This is a genomic window from Rhizobium album, assembly GCF_003122325.1.
GTDB lineage: Bacteria > Pseudomonadota > Alphaproteobacteria > Rhizobiales > Rhizobiaceae > Metarhizobium > Metarhizobium album.
In genome coordinates this window covers 17,292-35,563 of record NZ_QFBC01000006.1, presented here as the reverse complement: position 1 = coordinate 35,563, position 18,272 = coordinate 17,292, and the positions used below count along the sequence as shown (strand labels likewise).

General features: G+C 62.4%; 15 protein-coding genes. 6 read left to right on the top strand and 9 right to left on the bottom strand.

The annotated features are described in order from the left end of the window. The first annotated feature begins 10 nt into the window (after positions 1-10). Genes DEM27_RS14685 through DEM27_RS14670 form a run of 4 tightly spaced genes read left to right on the top strand, consistent with a single transcriptional unit; the run spans position 11 to position 7,169 of the window. Entirely contained in the window at positions 11-3,226 is a 3,216-nt protein-coding gene (locus DEM27_RS14685) for a c-type cytochrome (RefSeq protein WP_165823437.1), read from the top strand. A 10-nt stretch (positions 3,227-3,236) separates the two neighbouring features. Then, a complete protein-coding gene (locus DEM27_RS14680) occupies positions 3,237-4,139 on the top strand; it encodes an OmpA family protein (RefSeq protein ID WP_109459010.1) in 903 nt (300 codons plus the stop codon). Position 4,140: 1 nt separating this feature from the next. Next, the gene (locus DEM27_RS14675; RefSeq protein WP_109459009.1) at positions 4,141-5,655 is read left to right on the top strand and encodes a caspase family protein; all 1,515 of its coding nucleotides are present in this window, start codon (positions 4,141-4,143) and stop codon (positions 5,653-5,655) included. Further along, a complete protein-coding gene (locus tag DEM27_RS14670) occupies positions 5,655-7,169 on the top strand; it encodes a caspase family protein (RefSeq protein WP_109459008.1) in 1,515 nt (504 codons plus the stop codon). Before DEM27_RS14675 ends, DEM27_RS14670 begins: the two co-directional genes overlap by 1 nt. 6 nt (positions 7,170-7,175) lie before the next feature. Here DEM27_RS14670 and DEM27_RS14665 read toward each other — a convergent pair whose 3' ends face one another. From DEM27_RS14665 to DEM27_RS14655, 3 genes are read right to left on the bottom strand one after another with little or no spacing between them, the layout of a single operon-like run. Beyond that, positions 7,176-8,381 carry an ABC transporter permease gene (locus DEM27_RS14665; RefSeq protein ID WP_109459007.1) on the bottom strand — a complete coding sequence of 402 codons (1,206 nt, stop codon included), beginning with the start codon at positions 8,379-8,381 and terminating at the stop codon, positions 7,176-7,178. Next, positions 8,371-9,084: an ABC transporter ATP-binding protein gene (locus DEM27_RS14660; protein ID WP_109459006.1), complete on the bottom strand. Its 714-nt coding sequence runs from the start codon at positions 9,082-9,084 to the stop codon at positions 8,371-8,373. The genes DEM27_RS14665 and DEM27_RS14660 overlap by 11 nt, the downstream gene beginning before the upstream one ends. 13 nt (positions 9,085-9,097) lie before the next feature. Further along, positions 9,098-10,381: an efflux RND transporter periplasmic adaptor subunit gene (locus DEM27_RS14655; RefSeq protein WP_109459005.1), complete on the bottom strand. Its 1,284-nt coding sequence runs from the start codon at positions 10,379-10,381 to the stop codon at positions 9,098-9,100. A 234-nt stretch (positions 10,382-10,615) separates the two neighbouring features. Between DEM27_RS14655 and DEM27_RS14650 the strand changes: the two genes are divergently transcribed. Further along, a complete protein-coding gene (locus tag DEM27_RS14650; RefSeq protein ID WP_128755509.1) occupies positions 10,616-10,972 on the top strand; it encodes a hypothetical protein in 357 nt (118 codons plus the stop codon). 170 nt (positions 10,973-11,142) lie between these two features. Then, complete coding sequence (locus tag DEM27_RS14645; protein WP_109459003.1) at positions 11,143-11,838, top strand: OmpW/AlkL family protein; 696 nt, start codon at positions 11,143-11,145, stop codon at positions 11,836-11,838. Positions 11,839-11,925: 87 nt separating this feature from the next. Here DEM27_RS14645 and DEM27_RS14640 read toward each other — a convergent pair whose 3' ends face one another. The 6 genes from DEM27_RS14640 to DEM27_RS14615 form a co-directional block, all read right to left on the bottom strand. After that, complete coding sequence (locus DEM27_RS14640) at positions 11,926-13,032, bottom strand: class II histone deacetylase (protein ID WP_245445851.1); 1,107 nt, start codon at positions 13,030-13,032, stop codon at positions 11,926-11,928. 97 nt (positions 13,033-13,129) lie between these two features. Then, a complete protein-coding gene (locus DEM27_RS14635; RefSeq protein WP_109459002.1) occupies positions 13,130-14,713 on the bottom strand; it encodes a GMC family oxidoreductase in 1,584 nt (527 codons plus the stop codon). Positions 14,714-14,728: 15 nt separating this feature from the next. Then, positions 14,729-15,802 (bottom strand): branched-chain amino acid ABC transporter permease, encoded by a 1,074-nt coding sequence (locus tag DEM27_RS14630; protein WP_109459001.1) that lies wholly within the window; start codon positions 15,800-15,802, stop codon positions 14,729-14,731. A gap of 9 nt (positions 15,803-15,811) precedes the next feature. Next, positions 15,812-16,702: a branched-chain amino acid ABC transporter permease gene (locus tag DEM27_RS14625; protein WP_109459000.1), complete on the bottom strand. Its 891-nt coding sequence runs from the start codon at positions 16,700-16,702 to the stop codon at positions 15,812-15,814. Positions 16,703-16,705: 3 nt separating this feature from the next. Then, on the bottom strand, positions 16,706-17,431 hold the full coding sequence (locus DEM27_RS14620; protein ID WP_109458999.1) for an ABC transporter ATP-binding protein: 726 nt from the start codon (positions 17,429-17,431) through the stop codon (positions 16,706-16,708). Continuing rightward, positions 17,428-18,228 carry an ABC transporter ATP-binding protein gene (locus DEM27_RS14615; RefSeq protein WP_109459273.1) on the bottom strand — a complete coding sequence of 267 codons (801 nt, stop codon included), beginning with the start codon at positions 18,226-18,228 and terminating at the stop codon, positions 17,428-17,430. Before DEM27_RS14615 ends, DEM27_RS14620 begins: the two co-directional genes overlap by 4 nt. Positions 18,229-18,272: the final 44 nt, after the last annotated feature.

The window sequence follows — 18,272 nt, the reverse complement described above, 5'->3', positions numbered from 1 at the left end:
TGTAGAACGGATGGCATACGCGAAATGCACGCTTGGCCCGCTGGTCATCGCGATGGCGATGACGCTCTGTCTTCCTCAGGCGGAAGCGCGCGACCTTTTCGAAGAAAGCGCCTTCAGCGGCTACAAGGCGAATGTCGATAACGGCAAATACATGTTCGACGCTGCCGGCTGCGGCGCCTGTCACGGTGCCGGCGACAACACCAAGCTGTTGTCCGGTGGCCTGGAAATGGAAACCGCGATCGGCAAATTTTTCGCGCCGAACATTTCCGCCCATCCGAACGGCATCGGCGGCTGGTCGAATGCGACCTTTCTCAATGCCGTCATGAACGGCATCGACAAGGACGGCAACAATCTCTACCCGGTAATGCCCTATACCTCGTATGGCGGCATGAAGCCGGAAGACGTCCTCGACATCAAGGCCTATATCGAGACGCTTCAGCAGTCGGACGCGGCGTCCAAGGAACATGAAATCGCCTTCCCGTTCAGCCGCCAGACGACGATCACGCTCTGGAAGCGCAGCCATTTCACCGTTGCGGCCTACCAACCGACGGGCGAATCGCAGATGGAGCGCGGCCGCTACCTGATCGAAAACGTCGGCGCCTGCGGCGATTGCCATACGCCGCGCACGACCACCTACGGCCTCGACAAGGACCGCGTCTTCGAGGGCGAGAAGGGGCTGACGGGGGCGGTGGCGCCCGACATCACCAAGGCGCGCATGGCCGGGCTTGCCTCGCCGGAGGTCTTTACCAAACAATTCATCGACGATGGCAAGAAGCTCGGCGGTTCGCCGATCGCCGATCCGGTCATGCATCGCCTGGCCGAAGGCATGAAGGCGCTGAGCGAAGACGACCGCAACGCCATGTATGCCTATCTCGCCGACCGGGAAATCAAATCCGCGCCGGTGGCGACGTCGAGCCAGGCCGTGTGCAAGGAAAGCACGCCGGACACAGCGCTGAGCGGCGACAATGCCGCCCTGGCGACCGCCGCCGATGCCTTCATCGGCAAATATTGCCGCAACTGCCATGGCCCCGGGGAAAGCTCGCAGGGCAGCTATCCCGCCGGCGACCTGTCGTCGATTGCCACGAACGCCGCCTTCGTCACACCCGGCGATGCGTCGAAATCGCGTCTCTTCACCAGCGTCACCAGCGGCCGCATGCCGCTCGGCAAGCGTCCCAGCGACGAAGAGGTCAAGTCGCTCGGCGACTGGATCAATTCGCTGACCGAGCAGGTTGCGGCACAAAGCGTTGCCAGCAAGCCGGCGCGTTCGCGACCGATGCTCAATTATCTCGGTTTCGTCGAGGCCGCCCTCAAGGACGTGTCCAAGCTCGATGAGCGCGACAGGCCTTTCCAGCGGTATTTCAGCTATCGCAGCCAGTATAACGGCATGATGGGCTGCGAGGAGGAAAACACCTTCATGAAGCGCATGCCGATCCTGGCCGGCGGCTTCAAGAAGCTCCTCAATTCGCTGTCCTACGCCCCCAATCTCGTCATCCCGAAGGAAGTCGACGGCACCAACGGCATGCTCGTCCGTGTCGACCTGCGCGACCTCGACTGGAAGGCGGACGACTACGATTTCCTGATCAAGCAGTATTTCTATGGCGTCGATCCCGCCAGCGATCCGTCGCTCGCGGCCCTTTCGAAGAGCACGACGACGCCACTGCCAATCATGCGCATCGACTGGTTCATGAGCAACGCCGCACGGCCGAAGATCTACAACCACCTGATGCGGCTGCCGACGGACATCCGTGAACTGGAAAAACGCTTCAACATCGATGTCGACCAGAATATCCGCGATCTGCGCATCATCCGTGCCGGCTTTGCCGATGGTTCGTCCGGCGTTTCCGACCACAACCGCATGCTGGAACGGCATGACATGCCCTTCGGCGGCTATTACTGGAAGTCCTATGACTTCGGCGGCGATATCGGCAAACAGGTGCTGAAGCGCTTCCCGCATGGACCGAAGGAACTTGAACCGCTCGAAACCGGTCTGGAATCCTTCCATCACGACGGCGGCGAAATGATCTTCTCGCTCCCGAACGGCCTGCAGGGTTATTACCTCTCGACCTCCGAGGGCAAGCAGCTCGACGTAGGCCCGACCAGCATCGTGTCGTTCCGCAAGCGACCGATCGGCAAGGGTGTCGATATCATCAATGCCCGGTCCTGCTTCGATTGCCATGCCAACGGCATCCTGTCGAAGCGCGACCAGCTGCGCGAACACATCCAGGTTTCGACACTGTTCAACCGCGACCAGCGTGACCTGCTCCTGAAAATGTACGTGCCGCAGGAAGAACTGGATAACGCCTACAACAAGGACCGCGAACGCTTCGTCGCAGCGCTGAAGACGCTCCAGGTCACCGAGCCGACCCCGGACGGTCTGGCCCAGAGCATGCAGGCGCCGGGCAATGCCGAACTGGTGACCTATTTCGCCGACCTCTACGAGGACGAACTCGACTACGAGGCGATGGCGGCGGAATTCGACCTGACCCCGACGGACTTCGAGGATGCCGCCAAGCGGATTTCCGATCCGGCGCTGCTGCGCGTCGTGATCGACTGGATGGCGACACTCGAATCCGGCGGCACCATTCCGCGTGTCGAACTGGAAGACCAGTATGCCTTCCTCCTCGATCCGATGATGGGACTGAAATCGCTTCCGAAGGCGGAGGCCACGCAAACCGTGGCGACGACAACGACTACAGCCACAACTGACACGGCGGCAACAACGGCGACTGCCACATCTGCGGCGGTTGAAGCGGCGATACCGGAGTATCGCAAGGAAGAGAAAGAGCAGGAAAGCAAGGTAAAGCTTGCCCTGCATGTTCCTTCCACCACCGCCAAGGTCGGCGAAAAGCTTTCCTTCGAGCTTTCGACCAACCAGGCGTGCGAGTTGCAGGTGCTGTATGTCGAGGAAGGCGGAAACGTCGAAATCATTCCTGATGTGATGATCGGCAACACGACGCTCAATCCGGACGAAAAGCGGCAGATACCGCAGCCCGGCACCGGTAACCTGACCTTCGATACGCCGGCGGCGGCCGAGACCATGGTTGCCTTCTGCCGTGTCGGTGGCCTTGGCGACCAGAAACTGACGGCGGAGAAGGCCAAGAAACTGGTGGCCGACTCGCATCAGCCCACCACGCGCGGCATCGCGATCAATTTGGCCGAGCAGGCCAAGGCCGATAACGGTGCGAGCGGCCTGCAGATGGTGACGTTCGAAATCAAGGCAAACTGAGGGACACGGGATGAAAGCGTGCAAACAGCTTGTTTGGGTAACGGCATTCATGGCCGCGGGGCTGGTGGAGGCGGTGGCCTGCGAGCCTCTGGTGGCGGCCATCAACGCCTTTAATGCCAACGACGAACAGGCGGCAAGCGCAGCCTATGGCGCGTTTCAGACGGTCAACTGCGCGCCGGAAGACAAGGTGATGGCAGGCAGGTTCGTATCCCTGCTTGCCTTCAACCGGATCTCCTCATCGGTATCGACCGGCGACAGTCTGGAAAAACATACTATCGAACTCGAAGCGCTGCGCGATAGGTTCGGTGGCCCCTGGCAGGTGCTGGACGCGCTCGGCGACGTCTATCGCGAGCGCAAGGAGTATGCCAAGGCGGCGCGCTGGTATCAGTCCGCGCTGGTGGATGCCGACAACCCGCGGCTCACGCCTGATTGGATGGCGCCGAATGAGGATTACATCCGGCGCATGGACAAGCTGGCGACCGAAATGCAGCTGGCCGCTCCCGTGCGGGAAATGGTGAGCCTGCTGCGCAACGGCTGCCAGATCGCCTATCGAGGCGTAGCGCTGAAAAAGAAGACGACGCCGATACGGTTTGTTTTCGGAACGGCCGATTTCACGCCGGAAGGCGAGAAGGCGGCGCAGGACCTGTCCGAGTGCCTGAAATCGGCCAAGCCGAAAGCCGTGACGCTGATCGGACATACCGATCCGGTCGGCTCGGAGCAGAGCAATCTCAGGCTTTCGGTGCAACGCGCCGAAACTCTCAGCCGTTACCTCGCCGCGGCCGGTTATAGCGGAACGCTGAAGGTCGAGGGCCGGGGGGAAAGTGATCCGTTCCAACCCGACGATCCCACGGCATACGACGAAGAGACGATGAACCAGCTTCAACGCCGCGTGGAAGCCGACCTGGAGAAATAGCATGCGCAAAGTACTTGCGGCGGCGGCAATGGCTTGGTTTCTTCCGGTCGGTGCCTGGGCCGAAACCACGGCGATCGTCATCGGAGTCGACAATTATCCATTCACGACATCGCTGAATGGTGCCGTCAACGATGCCAAGGATATCGACAACGCGCTGAAAAAGGCCGGTATCTCCAACATCACGACTTTCTATGATGCCGAAGCGCGCAAGGATGCGATCCGTGCTTCATGGGAGCGGGCCGTTGCCAATTCCGTGGCCGGCGATACCATCATCTTTACCTATGCCGGCCATGGCGCGCAGATGCCGGAACTGGTGGAAGGATCGGAACCGGACGGCAAGGACGAATTTCTGGTGCTGCCCGGCTTCAATGTCGAGCGGCTGCAGGAAACCTTCAGCGAAAGCATCATCGACAACGAATTGAACAGCTGGTTCATGGAGGCCGATGCGAAGGGTATCCAGGTCCTCTTCATCCTCGATAGCTGCCATTCCGGCGGCATGAGCCGTGCGGTGTCTGGCAAGACGCGGCTGGCGCCGGCCGTTACCGCCAAGATCGACAATCCCAGCCAGGAATCGGTCGCCGGCGCCGGTATTTCCGACGACAGTTTCAAGCGCGTTACGGTGCTTGCCGCCTCGCTCGAGAGCCAGCCGACGCCGGAAGTCATCATCGACGGCGTGCCGCGTGGCGCCCTGAGCTGGAGTTTCGCCCGCTCGCTGGAAGGCAAGGCCGACCGCAACCATGACGGCGTCCTGACCCGCGTCGAACTGGAGGACTACGTCTTCAGCACCATCAAGAGCCAGGCGGAAGCACTGCAGGTGCCGAACTTCGTGCCCGGCGTGGCGCGCTCGGAGAAGGAAGTGGTGGTTCGGCTGGCAGGCGCCAGCACCGAGACCACACCCGTGCCCGTCGAAGAAGAGGGCTGGAAACCGCAGATCGCACTTGCCGTCGAAGGCAGCGGCTTTCGGCCCGAACGCGTCGTGGACGGCGGTGCCGCACCCTATCGCTGGGATGCGGCAAGCGGCACTTTCTTCACGCCGAACGGCGATGTCGCCGGCGAAAAGATCGGTGAAGACCGCCTGCAGCAGGTGGTCGACAAATTCATCCTGCTGGAATTCCTGAAGGCGATGGCGGCGCAAAATCCCGGAACAGTAACGCTGACACCGGCAAAGGACATTTATGCGGCCGGCGATCGCATGAAGTTCGATGCTCCCCGTTCCAGCTACAAGAACCTTCTGGTCTTCAACCTTGCCAATACCGGCGAAGCCCAGCTTCTCGACGCGCAATCGGGCGGCGAGGACACCAAGCCGTTCAGCCTGCCGGATCTTGAGGTGGTCAAGCCTTTCGGTGCCGATCACCTCATCGTCCTCGCCACCAACGAGCCGATTGATGCACTGAGCGCCCTGTTGAACAAGCCGAATGTTTCCGCCTCCGATCTTTTGAAGGCACTGCCGGAACGTTTCGACGGCAAGGACGTACAGATTTCCATCCAGCCGCTCTATAGCCGGGAAAAGCTGTGATGCCCAGATTTCCATTCCGCTTCGTGTTCGTCCTCACCGCGGTGCTGATGGCTTCTTTCGCCGCACGCGCGGAAGACAGGGCCTTGCTGATCGGCATCGGCGAATATGAAAAGCTGCCGGAACGCATGTTCCTGCATGGTCCGGTCAACGACGTGGTGTCGATGAAGACGCTTCTTACCGGCACGCTCGGCTTCAAGCCGGAAGCCATCAAGGTCCTGCTGGACAAGGAAGCGACCCGCAGCGCGATGCTGGCCACAGCCGAAGAATGGCTCGTCGCCGGGACAAAGCCGGGCGACCGCGTCTACTTCTATTATTCCGGCCACGGCTTGCAGGTGAAGGACGACAATGGCGACGAGGAGGACGGGCTCGACGAGGCGATTGCCACTTACGACATCACCCCCGGTGAAAGCGACTGGACCAACATCATTCGCGACGACGACATCCAGGCGCTCACCGAGAAGATGAAGGATCGCATGGTGACGCTGATCATCGATGCTTGCCACTCCGGCACCCTGTCGCGCTCGCTGGAGGGCTCGCTCGATGATTATGTTGCCGGCATGCGATACCTGCCGCGGCCTTCGAAGGACAACAGCCAACCGACCACGCGCGGCCTGAAGATCGAGCTTGCCGTCGATACCAAGCCGGAGGCGGTGATCGAGGGATCGCTCACCACCTGGAGTGCTGCCGCGCCCTATCAGGTTGCCTGGGACGACGACCGGCTGCCGCCGGACGAGAGGCACGGCGTCTTCACCGCCGCCTTCGTCGCGGGGCTGGTGAAGGGGGAGGCCGATGCCAACGGCAACGGCGTCACCAGTGTTTCGGAACTCTTCCAGTACCTGAAACTGAAATCCGGCGAATATTGCAAGCTGAAGAAGGACTGCCAGTCGCTCGACCCGCAGATCGAAGCCTCGCCGCAATTGCTGGGGGCGGAGCTTGCCGGTTATACCAAGCCGGCCGTGGAGCAAAAACCGGAACTCCAGAAGGTCGAAACGCTGCAGACGCCGCAGCCGTTCTATGTCGCCGCCGATCCCGTCCAGTCGGTCGGCGATATCCTGGGCGGCTATGACAACGGCTCGGTGGCGGTTTCCATAGACCGGGGGACGACGCTGCATGCCGGCGACGTCTTCAAGATCGCGATAAAAAGCGTGTCCGGCGGGCAACTCGTGCTTCTCGACGTCAACGCCAAGGGCGAGGCGACGCAGATTTTCCCCAACACCGTCGCGCAAAAAATCACGCCGCTGTCGCCGAACCAGACATTGACCATTCCGGACGAATATTACGGCTTCGATTTCGAGGCCGGCGAAAGCGGCGACAGCGTCCTCGTGGCTTTGGTCATCAACGACGACATCGATCTTTCGCAACTGGTGCCGGCCGACCAGGGCCTCGAAGCGACCTTGAACGCCCGGGCGGCGCTGAGCGAGATCGTCTCCCGCCTCAGCAAGCCGGTCGCCACTGCCGACGGTTTCCGGGCGGTCCGCTGGACCGCCGGCAAATACGACTACTCGATCAAGTGAGATCCGTCATTCGTGGCGTAGCGCCTCGATCGGATTGAGCTGCGCTGCCCGGCGCGCCGGGAAATAACCGAAGATCATGCCGATCGCGGCCGAGAAGAAAAAGGCGACGGCGATGATCGTCGGGCTGGTGACGAACGGCACGCCGAGGAAGGAAACGACGGTATAGGCAAGGCCAAGGCCGAGCAGGATGCCGACGACACCGCCGAAGATCGACAGGGTGACAGCCTCGACCAGGAACTGCATCAGCACCTGGCCCTCCAGTGCGCCGATCGCCAGGCGCGTGCCGATTTCACGGGTCCGCTCGGTCACCGACACCAGCATGATGTTCATGATGCCGATTCCGCCGACGAGCAGGCTGACAGCAGCGACGGCGCCCAGAAGTCCGGTCAGCAGCGTGGTGGTGCCCGTCAGCGTCGCCGCCATCTGCGTCATGTCGTTGACGTTGAAATCGTCCTCGCGGCCGAGCCCGATCTTGCGGCGCTCGCGCAGCAGCGCCGTGACGTCGGATTGCACCTTGGCGGTCGAGATGCCGTCGCGGGCAGACAGCATGATCGTCGAGATATCCGTCGTGCCGCCGATCCGGCGCTGGTAGACGCGCAAGGGCACGAGCACCGTGTCGTCCTGGTCGTTGCCCATGCCGGACTGGCCCTTTTTCTCCAGCACGCCGATGACCGAGCAGGACAGTTTGCCGACGCGGATGAGCTGTCCTTCCGGGCGCGCCGCGCCGAACAGCTCCTGCCGCACGGTTTCGCCGAGGATACAGGCGGTCTGGCCGCCGCGCTCCTCCGAGGCCAGGAAGCTGCGGCCGCTGGCAAGCTCCCAGTTCTGGGCGATGAGATAGTCGTTGGTGACGCCCGCCACCGTGCTCGAATGGTTCTGCCCGCCATAGATGATCACCGCCGTCGACTGGCTGACCGGCGAAACCGCCCGGAGGCCGTTGATCTGGCTGCGGATCGCATCGACATCCCGTTCGGTAAAACGTTTCGGTTCCGTCGCGGCACGCCGCGGGCCGAACTGGCCGGGACGGACGAACAGCATGTTGGTGCCGAGCTTGGAGATATCGGCCGTCACCTGCGCCGTCGTGCCGTTGCCGATGGTGACCATGGCGATGACGGCGGCAACGCCGATCACCACGCCGAGCACGGTAAGGAACGAGCGCAGCAGGTTGCGGCTGATGGCGCGCAGCGCGAGTTTTACGGTCTCAAGAAACATCGGCGACCTCGCTATTCATGCGATCGGATTCCAGACGGCCGTCGACGAAGCGCAGCACGCGCCTGGCATAGGCGGCTATATCGTTTTCATGGGTGACCATGATGACCGTTATGTCGCGGTCGCGGTTGAGGCCGGTGATCAGCTCCATGATCTCGATGCTGGTGCGGGTGTCGAGGTTGCCGGTCGGCTCGTCGGCCAGAAGCACGGCCGGATCGGTGACGATGGCGCGGGCGATGGCGACGCGCTGCTGCTGGCCGCCGGAAAGCTGCTGGGCCGTGTGATGTTCGCGCCCGGCGAGGCCGACGCGGGCGAGCGCATCCGCAGCCCGGCTACGCCGCTCCTTGGTGTCGATGCCGCGATAGACCAGCGGCAGTTCGACATTCTCGATGGCGGAAGTGCGCGGCAGCAGGTTGAAACCCTGAAAGACGAAACCGAGCATGTGACGCCGCAGCAGCGTCAGCTGCGTGCGGTCGAAGCCGCTGGTGGAGATGCCCTGGAACAGGTAGTCGCCATCGGTCGGCACGTCGAGACAGCCGATGATGTTCATAGCCGTGGACTTGCCTGATCCGGACGGCCCCATGATGGCGACGAATTCCTGGGGCCGGATGGACAGGTCGATCCGGTCGAGGGCGCGGATCGTCGCTTCCCCGGAGCCGTAGAGCTTGGAAACCTTGCGGAATTCGATCAGCGGCGGCGTTGTCATCCCAGCCTCCCGCTCACCGGCCGAGTGCCGTCGCGTCGGTGATCAGTTCGTCGCCGTCCGAAAGGCTGCCGGAAACAAGCTGCGTGAACTGGCCGTCCGTGGCGCCGATTTCCACGGCTACCGATTGGGCGCGGCCGTTGCGCAGCACCCAGACATTGCGTTTTGCGCCCGTCTGCGGCGGGGCCGAGAAATTCCGCATGCGCGGCGGGCGGAACAGGCTCAGCAGGCCGCGCGAGCGTCCTTCCGACGGCGGCGAATATCGCAGCGCCGCATTCGGGATCAGCACCGTATCCGCGATGGACTGGACGACGATATCCGCCGTCGCCGTCATGCCCGGCCGCAACAGCAGTTCGTCGTTCTGCACGGTCAGCACCGCCATGTAGGTCACGACGTTGGAAATCGTCTCGGAAGCATAACGGATCTTCTGGATCTCGGCCGGAAATTTCTTGTTGGGAAAGGCGTCGACACTGAAGGTCGCCTTCTGGCCGACGGCAACCTGACCGACATCGGCCTCGTCGACATCCACCTGCAACTCCATCCGCCGCAGGTCGCCGGCGAGGGTGAAGAGCACCGGTGCCTGCAGCGATGCGGCCACCGTCGCGCCGGGATCGACGGCGCGCGTCAGCACCATGCCGTCGATGGGCGAGACGATGCGCGCCTTCGACAGGTTGACCTCTGCAAGTTTCAGCGATGCTTCCGCCGCCAGCACGTCGGCCTCGTTGATCTGTGTGGTGGCAACGGCGGCATCGTATTTGAACTGCGCGGCATCGAGGTCCTGTTGCGTCGATACCTTGTTCTGCACCAGCGATTTCAGGCGCTCCAGGCCGTTCAGCGCCGATCCGAGGTCGGCCTGCGCCTTGAGGACGTTCGCCTTCGACGAGTTGAGTTTCGCCTGGGCGCTCTGCACATCCGCTTCGAGCTTGTTGGTGTCGAGAACCGCCAGGACATCGCCGGCCTTGACGATGCTGTTGTAGTCGACCGAGACGCTTCTGACCGTCCCGGACTGCTCGCTGGAAATATCGACCTTTTCCGTCGGCTCCACCGATCCGGTGGCGGTAACGATGACGGTCAACTCGCCCTTCTTCGCCGGCTGGGTGGTGTAGGCATAGGTCTCGCCGCTTTGCCCGAAATAGAAATAGGCCCCGGCACCGCAGCCGATCAGGATCAACACGACGAGAAACCGCACCAGCCAGCGAGCCCCGCCGCGCTTCTTGCGTGTCTTGCCGAGGATCGCGGCAAGATCCGGCGTTTCCGCTTTCGCCACGCTCTTGCCCTCGTTGTTGCTGTCAGCCGTCATTCGTTCATCCTTTTGTTTCATTCGGATGTGACATAGGCGATGGCCGCTGATAAAGTGAAATCTTGGTAATTTTCCTCCGATTTTCAATCGGATGGGCTTTCTCGGCTGAACTATGTTCCCGGAAATCGTTCGAAAGGTGCAACAGCGGTGTTTTTTCGTCCCCTCTCGCTTTTTTCCCTGGCGTTTGTCGTCGTGCCCGGTTTGGCCCTCGCAGATCCCACTGGCGTTTATGCGGTGAACGGCACGAACCCCTCCGACGGCAGCCATTACACGGGGCAGGTCGAGGTGAACAAAAGCGGTGCCGCCTATTCCGTTAAATGGGATATCGCCGGCGCGCAGGTTGTCGGCGTCGGCATAGAAGGGCAATCGTCCGGCTCTGCGGATAGCCGCTTCGTGGTCGGTTTCGGAACCGGCGATTCGATGGGCATCGTCGAATATGTGCTGCAGCCGGACAAGAGCTGGAAAGGCCGCTGGGCGTTCAACGGCGACCAGAGGCTGGGAGAAGAAACCTGGACTCCGGAAGGCACGGACAAGGCTTCGGATGACGCCAACGCGCCGTCCCCGGCAAGGCGACAGTCGGATTCGCCGTGACGTCCGCTACCGTTTTTCCTTGTTTTCACTGAGCAATTGTCAATATCTGCGCGAATCTCGCCTCAATGCCGTTCCCTGGGCGGGATCGTTTGATCTAGCGCAAAGAAGCACGTCTCCCGCCGGCCCCATAGTCGCTCCGCAAAGACGAGTCTGACTGACGGAGAGACGAAATGACGAAAAACAGGATGGAACGGGCAAGGATAGCGATGCTTGCCGCCGGCCTGATGCTGCTTGGCAACCAGGCCCTGGCCGCCGACCTCGAAGAGCGCATGGCGCCGCCGGAAGCGGCAACCGATCTGGCGGCCCAAAGCCCCTGGCAGATCCGCGTGCGCGGCCTCGGCGTCATCACCGAAGATTCCGGGTTTGTGAACGGCATAGCCGGGTCGGATCTCTCCTATTCGAACACGGTCGTTCCGGAACTCGATATTTCCTACTTCTTCACCGACAACATCGCCGCCGAACTGATTCTCGGCACGACCTATGCAAACGTCAAGGCCGATGGGGCGATTGCCGGACTCGGCAAGGTGGGCAAGACGTGGCTTTTGCCGCCGACATTGACGCTGCAATATCATTTCACCGATTTCGGCGCCTTCAAACCCTATGTCGGTGCGGGCGTGAACTATACGCTTTTCTACAATCAGTCCGGTTCCGGTGCCTTTTCCAATCTCGATGTCGAGAACAAGCTGGGCGGCGCCCTGCAGGTCGGCTTCGACTACATGATCGACGATCATTGGGGCGTGAACTTCGACGTGAAGAAGCTCTTCCTCGAGCCCAAGTGGAAGGTCGATCTCAACGGCACGTCGCTGTCCGGCAAGGCGAAGCTCAACCCCTGGCTGATCGGAACCGGCGTCACCTACCGCTTCTGAAACGCGGATATTGCGTCTGCTTGAAAAAAGACCGGGGCGGCATCAGCCGCCCCGGTCTTTGTCGTTTCGTTATGAGTGCCAACAAAGTCAGGCGGGAATGGCCCCGACCAGCGCCGCCGCCTTGGCGATCGCATCCTGCTGGTGCGGTTGAATGAGCTGTCCGTAATAGCCCTGGAAGATCGGCAGGAAAGGATCGTCGATGGGGGTCTTGATCCCCGACAGTTCTTCCATGACGGCAAGTCCGCAATAGGGAACGTAGGCTGCGGAATAACCGCCTTCATGCGACATCACCAGCCGCCCGCCGCAAAGCGTATCGGCTGCCTGCATCAGCATCCGCGTCATCTCGCGGTAGGTTTCGCTGTGCAGCATCATGCGGCCGAGCGGATCGGCGCCCGAGGCGTCGAAACCGGAGGGCACGACGATGAGATCCGGCTTGTAGCGGACAAGCGCCGGCAGCACCACCTGCTCGAAGGCGGCGATATAGGCGCCGTGGCCGCTGCCGGCAGGCAGCGGGATGTTGATGTTGAACCCTTCGCCGGCACCCGTGCCGCGTTCCTCGCGGTCGCCGCTATCCGGCGGATAGAGCCGTTCCTGGTGCAGCGAGATGGTCAGCACGCTCGGGTCGGAATAGAAGGCCGCCTGCGTGCCGTTGCCGTGGTGTACGTCCCAATCCACCGTGGCGACGCGGTCGAACCTGTGTTTCTGCCGGTTCTTCATGATGGCGATCGGAATGTTGCCGAACAGGCAGAAACCCATGCCCTGTTCGGCCTCGGCATGGTGGCCCGGCGGGCGAACCAGCGCGTAACCATTGTCGATCGTACCGCTCAGGACGCCGTCCATCAGCGCCGTCGTGCCGCCGACCGCCAGGACGGCGATCTCGTAGCTGCCGCGGCCGAAGGGCGTCAGGAAGCTTGCCTCGCCGCCGCGATGGTCACTCTCCGCCTTGATCCGCCGAATATAATCGCGGTTGTGGAAGAGGGCGATATCGTCTTCGCTGATCTCGACGGAATTGACCTTGACCAGCTGGTCGACGAGACCCGAGACCTCCATCAGGTTGCGGAAACGCCGCTTGGTGGAAGCGTTTTCGGCGTGCTCGCCCGGCTCGACCGTCAGGCCGGCGGCAAAAAACATCGATGCCGGCCCGGTCTCGTGCCAGAGGTAGAGTTCGTGGAAATTCCAGCCTGTCTTCTTCACGGCGTTTCCTCCCTAATTATTACAGTTACCGAGCCTGGTTTTCTGTGTTTTGCGCATTCCGGGCGGAAAACCGCTTCGCAGTTTTCCTGGAATTGTTCTAGCCGGCGAGGATCATCTGGGCGGCCCGTTCGGCAACCATGATCGTCGGCGCGTTGAGATTGCCGGATACCATCTTCGGGATCACGGACGCGTCGGCAATGCGCAGGCCTTCCAGTCCGTGCACCTGCAATGTCGCGGGATCGGTCACCGCCCTGGCGTCGGTGCCCATGCGGCAGGTGCTCGACGGATGGTAGAGGGTGGTCATGTGGCCGCGGACGTAGTTGGCGATCTCCTCGTCCGTCTGGCATTCGGCGCTGGGCGACAGTTCGTAGGCGATCAGTTCCTTCATCGGCGACTGCTGCAGGATGGCGCGGTTGATGCGCACGCCGGCGACCATGGTCGCAAGGTCGGTGCCGTCAGGGTCGCTGACGAAATATTTCGGATCGATCGACGGATATTCGATCGGGTTGGCGGAGCGTAGCTTGATCTCGCCGCGGCTGTTCGGCCGCTGAAGCGTCGAGTGGCCGGTGACGCCGGCCTGGCCGCCGAGGAAGCGGGCATAGTCGCGGTGGGGGCTGATCGCGCCGTAAAGCTGCAGGTCGGGCTCGATGCCGGGACGCGAGCAGACATGACCGCCGGAGGCAACCCAGGGCGAGGTGCGGATGCCGGTGCGCTTGTCGCGCCATTCGGCAAAACTTTCGGAGATCAGCTCGTCGGTCCAGGCGCCGATGCCGATCGGTTGCTTGGTGTAGAAGCTGATCGGGATGTTGAGGTGGTCCTGCAGGTCCTTGCCGACACCCGGCAGGTCGTGCACCGGCTTGACGCCGGCTTCCTTCAACTCGTCGGCCGGGCCGACGCCGGAAAGCATCAAAAGCTGCGCCGAACCAACGGCGCCGGAAGACAACACTACCTCGCTCTCGGCATAAGCCACTTCCGGCACGCCATCGACCAAGTATTTGACGCCCTTGGCGCGGCCATTCTCGATGATCAGGCCTGTCACCAGCACGCCGGATTTCAGCGTCAGGTTGGGGCGTTCCAGCGCCGGGCGCAGATAGGCCTTGCCGGTGCCCCAGCGTTCGCCGTTCTTGATGGTGAACTGGAAGAGGCCGACGCCTTCCTGCTTTTCGCCGTTGTAATCCGGATTGTACGCGTAGCCGGCCGCCTTAGCCGCCTCGATCCACATTTGCTCGTATTTGTCGATGTAGGGCACGTTGCCGATGTGCAGCAGCCCGTCATTGCCGTGATAGGGGCTGTCCTTGATGTCGGCATTGTTTTCCGACTGCAGGAAGACCGGGAAGACATCCTTCCAGCCCCAGCCCGGATTGCCCATCGCTTCCCAGGCGTCGTAGTCGGAGGGCAGTCCGCGGATATAGATCATCGCGTTCAGCGCACCCGATCCGCCGATCATTTTTCCGCGCGGCCAAAAGATACGGCGGCCGCGGCAGCCGGCCTGCGGTTCGGTGTAATATCCCCAGTCGGCGCCGGTGTTGAACATCGTCACCCAGTCGGACGGAATGTCGGAGGCGATCGGCGCGGCGCGGCCGGCTTCGAGGACCAGCACCTTGCGGTCGGGATCAGCGCTCAGGCGGTTGGCGAGCACGCAGCCGGCCGAGCCGGCGCCAATGATGATGGTGTCGTACATGGAACCCCTCTACGTTTATTCTCCGGCTGGCGCCGGGCTTTCTGCAAGCTTTTCCCGGTGGGCCGCCTGGCCGCGCTTGCGGCTCCAGCGGACGAGGTCGCCCAAGCGGCCGACGAGCCCCTTCGGCATGAGGATGATGGAAAGTGCGATGATGATGCCGAGGCCGAAGGTGCGGAATTCACCTGCTTCGCGCATCAGTTCGTCGGCTGCGACGAGGATGACGGTGCCGACCAGCGGACCCCAGAAGGTGCCGACGCCACCGACGACGACCACGGCGATGATGAACATCAGCTGCGACATCGACAGGATGCCGGGACCGATCGCTTGGAAATGCGCGGCGTAAAAACCGCCGGCAAGGCCGGTAAAGAAGGCGGAGATGCCGAAGACCAGCAGCTGCGCCTGAAAACGGTTGACGCCGCGGGCGACGGCATAACCCGGATTATCCTTGAGCGCCCGGAAGGCGAGGCCGATGGGACTCTTGATGATCGCATAGGTAAAAAGCATCGTGATCGCGAACAGCGTGGCGACGATGGCGTAGTTGCCCACCAGCCACTGGCCTTTCAGCAGGGCGCGGGTGCCGAGTTCGCCGAAGCGGGCAAATCCCACGGCGCCGCCGGTGAACTGCCGGCAGATCGAGCCGACCATGGTAAAACACTCGGTGTCGGTGACGATCAGCTGGTACATGGTCTGGGCGATGGCAAGCGTCAGCAGCGCCACATAGACGCCCGTCAGTCGCAGGCAGGCAAGCCCGACGGCAAGCGAGAAGATCATCGCGCCGACGGCGCCCGGAACGACGGCGGCCCAGACGTTCCAGCCGAAATAGAAGCAGATCATCGCCGTGGCGTAACCGCCAAAGGCAAAAATCGCCATCTGCGCCAGCGAGAAGATGCCGGAGAAGCCGAACAGCAGGTTCCATTGCGAAGCGATGGTCGCATAAAACAGTGCCAGCACGATCTGGCCCATGACGTAGCGGCTATCGACGAAGAAGGGCAGGGCGATGGCGATGGCGATCAGCACGACGGTAATCGCCAGGTCGGTCTTTGCCGAGCCGGTCGGGCTGTTGGGGCGGGAAACGGGTTGGTTCGACATGGTTTCCCCTCACAGGCGGCGGATCTGGGCGCGGCCGAACAGACCGGACGGGCGCCAGATCAGCACGGCGATGACGACGAAGAGCAGTGACGGAAAACCCCAGCGGGCACCGGCAGCATACTGGATGAAGGCTTCGAGCAAAGCGAGGCCGAAGGCGGCGGCGACTGCGCCCGGCAGGTTGCCGAGGCCGGCGACGACACACATGATGAAGGCCTTGAGCATGGGATCGTTGCCGAGCGGAGGCGACAGCTGGGTGATCGAGCTCACCATGACGCCGCAGATGCCGGCAAGGCCGCCGGACAGTACCAGGACCTGGAAATAGACGCGGTTGACGGCAACACCCATCAGCTGCGCCGCATCGCGGTTCTGCGCCGTGGCGCGGATCGCCCGGCCCATGCGGGTGCGGTTGAGCAGCAGCGCGATGAAGGCCATCAGCACCACGACGGTCAGGATGATGACGATGTTCTGGTAGGGCAGGGCGAGCGGCCCGAGCATCAGCGTGCCGGGGATCGACAGCGGCTGCTTCAATGGCTGTCCGCCATAGATCATCAGGATGGCGTTCTCCAGCGCGATGCCGATGCCGACGGTGGCGATCATGACGTTGGATTCGAAGGTCGACTTGTCATTCTTCAGCAGGTTGCGGACGATCAGCATGTAAAGCAGGCTGCCGCCGATCATGCCGATGACGATTGCTCCAGCAAAACCGGCGATGACGGGCAGGCCGAGCGCCGACGACACCGTGAAGGCGGCGTATCCACCCATGGTCAGCATCGCCGCGTGCGCCATGTTGAGCATGCCCATCGAGCCCCAGACGAGGGAGAGGCCGACGGTTGCAAGCGCGTAGAGGGCGCCGGTGGTGATGCCGGCGACGAGAATGGACATGAGAATGTCGAGCGTCATCCGTCAGCCTCCGAGATAGGTTGCGAGCAGTTCCTCGCGGGCGAGAAGGTCGGCCGGCGGGCCGGACCAGACGATCGCGCCGTCGTCGAGAAGATGCAGCTTGTCGGCGAGATCTTCGACGCGGGCGGGGTTTTCCTCCACCAGCAGGATGGTGCGGCCCGCCTTGCTCAGTTCGGCGATGACGCCGTAGATCTGTTCGATGATCAATGGCGCGAGCCCCAGCGACGGCTCGTCGATCAGCAGGATACGCCCGCCCATCATCAGCCCGCGGCCGATGCCGGCCATGCGCCGCTCGCCGCCCGACAGCGTCGAGGCAATCTGGTGGCGGCGGTCGGAGAGTTTCGGCAGCAGGGTATAGACCTCATCGAGCCGGCGGTCGATTTCCGCCTTGCCCGGTGCCAGATAGGCGCCCATCAGCAGATTTTCGAGCACGCTCATTTCCGGAAACAGCATGTCGCCCTGCGGCACATGCGCAACGCCGAGGCCGGCGACGGTATGCGGCTTGCCGGTGACCTCGGTGCCGTCGATGCTGATCGAACCGGCGCGCAGCGGCACCAGTCCGGAAATCGTCTTCAGCAGGGTCGATTTGCCATGCCCGTTGGGACCGACGACGGTGACGAATTCGCCGGCGCCGACATCGAGCGAAATGCCTTTCAGGATATCGAGCCCGCCATAACCGGAGACGATATTCTTCAGGCTCAGGACAGGCGGTAACGTCGCAGCCGTCATGGTTGCGTCTCCCCTTCCGCGAAATACTTCTTCAGTCGTTTCTGCGTGCCTTCGCCGAGATAGGTCTCGACAACGGTCTGGTCCTCGGCAACGGCGCTCGGCGGCCCCTCGAAGATCACCTTGCCGTGATGCATGATGATGACCCGGCTCGAAAGCGCAAGCAGGAAACGCATGACGTGCTCGATCAGCACCACCGTCATGCCCTGGTCGCGCAGCTTCAGCACCAGCGCCATGATGTGGTCGATCTCGTCGCCGTTGAGGCCGCCGACGGGCTCGTCGAGAAAGAGAATCTGCGGCTTGGTAGCGATCGCGCCGGCGATCATCAGCAGCTTGCGGTCGAGGACGGGCAATTGTGCCACCGTCTCGTCCGCCTTGGCGGAGAGGCCGACGAAGGCGAGCGCCTCTTCCGTCTGGTCGCGCACCTCGTTGCCGAGGCGAAAACCCGGTATCCGCCGCTTGCCGCGGCCGAAATAGGCGGCGATGTCGACATTTTCGCGCACCGTCAGGCTGTCGAAGGCGGCGTTGAGCTGGAATGTCCGCGCCATGCCGAGCTGGCAGATCCGGTCGGCGCCAAGCCCGCCGATATCCGTATCGCCGAAACGCATGCGCCCCTCCGTCGCCGGGATGATGCCGGTGATGACATCGAAGAACGTCGTCTTGCCGGCGCCGTTCGGGCCGCCGATCCCGACGATCTCGCCCCGGTTCACCGACAGCGATACGCCATCCACCGCCGCAAGCGAACCGAAACGCTTCACGACATTTTCGCATACGAGCATGGGACCCATATCGTCGCTCATGACCTGCTCCTTCATGCGGAGAGCCTGCGGGCCGAAAGCTCCGG

Excerpts from the sequence above, each read along its gene's own strand:
- DEM27_RS14685 (WP_165823437.1), top strand. The coding sequence starts at position 11 with ATGGCATACGCGAAATGCACGCTTGGCCCGCTGGTCATCGCGATGGCG.
- DEM27_RS14680 (WP_109459010.1), top strand. The coding sequence starts at position 3,237 with ATGAAAGCGTGCAAACAGCTTGTTTGGGTAACGGCATTCATGGCCGCG.
- DEM27_RS14675 (WP_109459009.1), top strand. The coding sequence starts at position 4,141 with ATGCGCAAAGTACTTGCGGCGGCGGCAATGGCTTGGTTTCTTCCGGTC.
- DEM27_RS14670 (WP_109459008.1), top strand. The coding sequence starts at position 5,655 with ATGCCCAGATTTCCATTCCGCTTCGTGTTCGTCCTCACCGCGGTGCTG.
- DEM27_RS14665 (WP_109459007.1), bottom strand. The coding sequence starts at position 8,381 with ATGTTTCTTGAGACCGTAAAACTCGCGCTGCGCGCCATCAGCCGCAAC.
- DEM27_RS14660 (WP_109459006.1), bottom strand. The coding sequence starts at position 9,084 with ATGACAACGCCGCCGCTGATCGAATTCCGCAAGGTTTCCAAGCTCTAC.
- DEM27_RS14655 (WP_109459005.1), bottom strand. The coding sequence starts at position 10,381 with ATGACGGCTGACAGCAACAACGAGGGCAAGAGCGTGGCGAAAGCGGAA.
- DEM27_RS14645 (WP_109459003.1), top strand. The coding sequence starts at position 11,143 with ATGACGAAAAACAGGATGGAACGGGCAAGGATAGCGATGCTTGCCGCC.
- DEM27_RS14635 (WP_109459002.1), bottom strand. The coding sequence starts at position 14,713 with ATGTACGACACCATCATCATTGGCGCCGGCTCGGCCGGCTGCGTGCTC.
- DEM27_RS14630 (WP_109459001.1), bottom strand. The coding sequence starts at position 15,802 with ATGTCGAACCAACCCGTTTCCCGCCCCAACAGCCCGACCGGCTCGGCA.
- DEM27_RS14625 (WP_109459000.1), bottom strand. The coding sequence starts at position 16,702 with ATGACGCTCGACATTCTCATGTCCATTCTCGTCGCCGGCATCACCACC.
- DEM27_RS14620 (WP_109458999.1), bottom strand. The coding sequence starts at position 17,431 with ATGACGGCTGCGACGTTACCGCCTGTCCTGAGCCTGAAGAATATCGTC.
- DEM27_RS14615 (WP_109459273.1), bottom strand. The coding sequence starts at position 18,228 with ATGAGCGACGATATGGGTCCCATGCTCGTATGCGAAAATGTCGTGAAG.